The organism is Mesorhizobium sp. M2C.T.Ca.TU.002.02.1.1 (assembly GCF_003997225.1).
Map to the genome: position 1 here is coordinate 1 of NZ_RZTO01001045.1, position 1,833 is coordinate 1,833.

Annotated in this window: 2 protein-coding genes; both read right to left on the reverse strand. The window is 65.3% G+C overall.

Annotation, left to right across the window (positions count from 1 at the left end; all coding sequences use genetic code 11):
* Positions 1-440 (reverse strand): glyceraldehyde 3-phosphate dehydrogenase NAD-binding domain-containing protein (locus EOD07_RS33105; RefSeq protein ID WP_245470588.1); only part of this gene is annotated, 440 nt, incomplete at its 3' end.
* 153 nt (positions 441-593) lie between these two features.
* Positions 594-1,833: transketolase C-terminal domain-containing protein (locus EOD07_RS33110; RefSeq protein ID WP_281059113.1), on the reverse strand; the 1,240-nt coding region annotated here is incomplete at its 5' end.

Genomic DNA, 1,833 nt, shown 5'->3' on the forward strand with positions numbered 1-1,833 from the left:
ACGATGTGGTCCTTGGTCAGCTTGTCGTGGTTGATGCCGTAGACGACGGTGAGGTCGGCGCCTTCGGCCGGGGCCGAGACGATGACGCGCTTGGCGCCGGCGGCGAGATGCGCGGCGGCCTTGTCGCGGGCGGTGAAGATGCCCGTGCATTCGAGCGCGATGTCGATGCCGAGCTCCTTCCACGGCAGCTGGGTCGGATCCTTGATCGCGGTGACCTTGAACTTCTCCTTGCCGACCGAGATCTGGTCGCCGTCGACGGTCACCTCATGCGGGAATCGGCCGTGCACGCTGTCGTAGCGCAGGAGGTGCGCGTTGGTCTCGACCGGGCCGAGGTCGTTGACGGCGACCACGTCGATATCCTTGCGGCCGGATTCATGGATGGCGCGCAGGATGTTGCGGCCGATGCGGCCAAATCCGTTGATGGCAACTCTGACGGTCATTGTTCTCTCCCTTGGGGCTGGAAAGCGGATGGTCCACAGTTTCATAACGGCGGAAGGCGCAAGAATCCAGCCGCAGAACGTCGCATTTAAATCGATTAGGTTGGTCCAGCCCGGCACAGCCGTCAATCGGCTTTGCCGGGCCCGAGCCAATCCCTACTTGCCGTGCAGGCGGGTTTCGACCGCCTTGGCCGCGGCCTCGGCGGTGATGCCGAAATGCGGATAAAGCTGCTCGATCGAGCCGGAGGCGCCAAAACCGTGCATGCCGACGAAGATGCCGTCGGTGCCGATCAGGTGATCCCAGCCCTGGCGGATACCGGCCTCGATCGCGACCTTCACCTTGGCGTTGCCGATGGTCTTGGCGCGATAGTCGTCGCTCTGCTGGTCGAACAGCTCGAAGCAGGGCACCGACACGACGCGGGTCGGATGGCCGTGCTTTTCGAGCAGGTCACGCGCGCCGAGCGCGATCTCGACCTCGGAGCCGGTGGCGAAGATCGTCACCACTGCCTCGCCGTTTGCCGCGGCAAGCTCGTAGGCGCCCTGGCTGGAGAGGTTCTTCTGCGAATGCTCCGTGCGCACGGTCGGCAGGTTCTGGCGGGTCAGCGCCAGGGTCGAGGGCGTCTTTTCGGATTCGAGCGCGATCTGCCAGCATTCGGCGGTTTCCACCGCATCGGCTGGACGGAAGACATTGTGGTTCGGGATGGCGCGAAGTGCTGCCAGATGCTCGACCGGCTGGTGGGTCGGGCCGTCTTCGCCGAGGCCGATCGAGTCGTGCGTCATGACGAAGATCGAGCGGATGCCCATCAGCGAGGCCAGGCGCATCGACGGGCGGGCATAGTCGGAGAAGCACAGGAAGGTGCCGCCATAGGCGATCAGGCCGCCATGCAGCGTGAGCCCATTGATCGCCGCCGCCATGCCATGCTCGCGGATGCCGTAATGGACGTAGCGCTGGCCGTAATCGTCGGGCGTGATGTTCTTGGTCTGGCTGGTCTTGGTGTTGTTGGAGCCGGTGAGGTCGGCCGAGCCGCCGATGGTTTCGGGAACCGCGCCGTTGATGACTTCGAGCGCCATCTCGGAAGACTTGCGGGTGGCGACCTTCGGCTTGTCGGCCGACAGCTTCTTCTTGTAGTCGGCGATGACGGCGTCGAAATTGGACGGCAGCTTGCCGGCGAGGCGACGCTCGAACTCGGCTTTCAGCGTTGGCTCGGCCTTGGCCAGGCGGCCTTCCCAGTCGGCGCGCGCCTTGGCGCCGCCGGCGCCGACGGCGCGCCAGGCGTCGAGGATGTCGGCGGGAATCTCGAAGGGCGGCGACTCCCAGTTGAAGAATTTGCGCGCGCCGGCGATTTCCTCGGCGCCAAGCGGCGAGCCATGCGCCTTGTTGGTGCCGGCCTTGGTC